This is a genomic window from Nitratidesulfovibrio liaohensis (assembly GCF_011682075.1).
GTDB classification, from domain to species: Bacteria; Desulfobacterota; Desulfovibrionia; order Desulfovibrionales; family Desulfovibrionaceae; genus Cupidesulfovibrio; species Cupidesulfovibrio liaohensis.
Map to the genome: position 1 here is coordinate 1 of NZ_VSMK01000524.1, position 1527 is coordinate 1527.

Here is a 1527-nt window from a genome sequence, read left to right on the forward strand (position 1 = left end):
GGCGGTGACGGTGATGGCCCCGGCGCGGGGAAGGGCCCCGTCCGGCGCGCATCCGTCCGGAGTGGCTCCTTCCGGCGCGCCGCCGTCCCGCTCCTGCGCGGCCTGCACGGCCTGAATGGCGTTTATGAGCAGGTTCAGCAGCACTTCCTGAAACCGCTGCACGTCCAGCGGCAGCACGATGTCGCCGGGCACGTCGGCATCGATGGCGATGCACGCGGGCACCTCGCTGGCCACCAGCGCCACGCTGCGGCCCACCACGTCGCGCAGGGCCACGGGTTTGAGCGAAAAGTCCGTCTCGCGCGAAAACTCCAGCAGCCCCTTCACGATGTCGCGCGAGCGGTGCACTTCCTGGTGGATGTTCTCCAGCATGCGCCCGGCAAGGGCCGGGTCGAGGGCGCCTGCACCACCGGGTCCCCCCGGTCCGCCAGCGCCACCGGACCCGCCAATCCGGCCAGTCCCGCCTTCCGCTCCGTTGCCGCCCGTGGCGTACCGCAGCTCCTCGCGCAGTATCTGGCACGAGGTGGAGATGTTGTTCAGCGGGTTGTTCAGCTGGTGCGCGATGCCCGATGTCAGCACCCCCAGCGAAGCCAGCTTCTTTTCCTGCACCAGCTGGTTCTGGCGGTGCTCCAGCTCCACCAGCATGTGGTTGAAGGCCTCCACCACGCCGCGCGTCTCGTCGCTGGTGGCGGGCAGGGGCAGCCGTTCCAGGCTGCCCTGCACGATCTGGCGGGCCGAACGCTCGATGACCGACAGCGCCCCCAGAATGCGCCGCCCGATGAGCCACGAAAAGAACGTCGCCAGCCCTACCATGGCCCCGATGGACAGCAGCAGCTGGTGCTTCAGCGACCCCACGATGCCCAGGATGCGCTCGCGCTGGTAGGTGACGATCTGACGGGCCTGCGCCACCAGCGCCTTGCCCTGTTCGCGCAGGTCTTCTCGCAGCGCCCCCCGCTCGCGTTCGCGCTGCGGCCCGGCAAGCTGCACCTCGCCCAGACGGCTGAAGGTATCGCGGTAGCCGTGCAGGTCGCGGCGCAGGGCGCGCAGCCCGTCGCTGCCCCGCAGATCGGTGCCCTGTACCCCGTTGCCGCCCGGTTCGATGCGCTCGATGACATCCAGCGCCCTGCCGATGAACACCAGGTTCTCGGCGTGGTCCTCCTCCATGGCGTAGAGCAGGTAGTTCTTTTCGTAGCGGCGGATTTCCAGGATGTCGTTGCTGAGGTCGTCCACCACCTCGGCCAGGGCCAGGGCGTCCTCGATCTGCAGCAGGTAGTTGTACGACAGCCCGCCCAGCAGCGAGAACCCCAGGATGGACACCGAGATGCCGAACAGCACCAGCTGCCGGATGTTGCCTTCGGCCAGGCGGCGGATCAGGAACTGCACGGCGCGCCCCCCTTGTTGTCCGCCAGATCGTCCGCCAGATCGTCCGCCGTAGCGGCCACCGTGCCGCCCTCTGGGCCGTCCTGCGCCTTGGCGGGCAGCAGGGCCACGGCCAGCGCGTCCTGCACCCGCGCGGCAAAGGCCACCTGC

Annotated in this window: 1 protein-coding gene; it reads right to left on the reverse strand. The window is 69.4% G+C overall.

Going from position 1 to position 1527, the window contains the following annotated elements; genetic code table 11:
- Positions 1–1380: HAMP domain-containing protein (locus FVW27_RS15230; protein WP_167126707.1), on the reverse strand; the 1380-nt coding region annotated here is incomplete at its 3' end.
- Positions 1381–1527 lie beyond the last annotated feature (147 nt).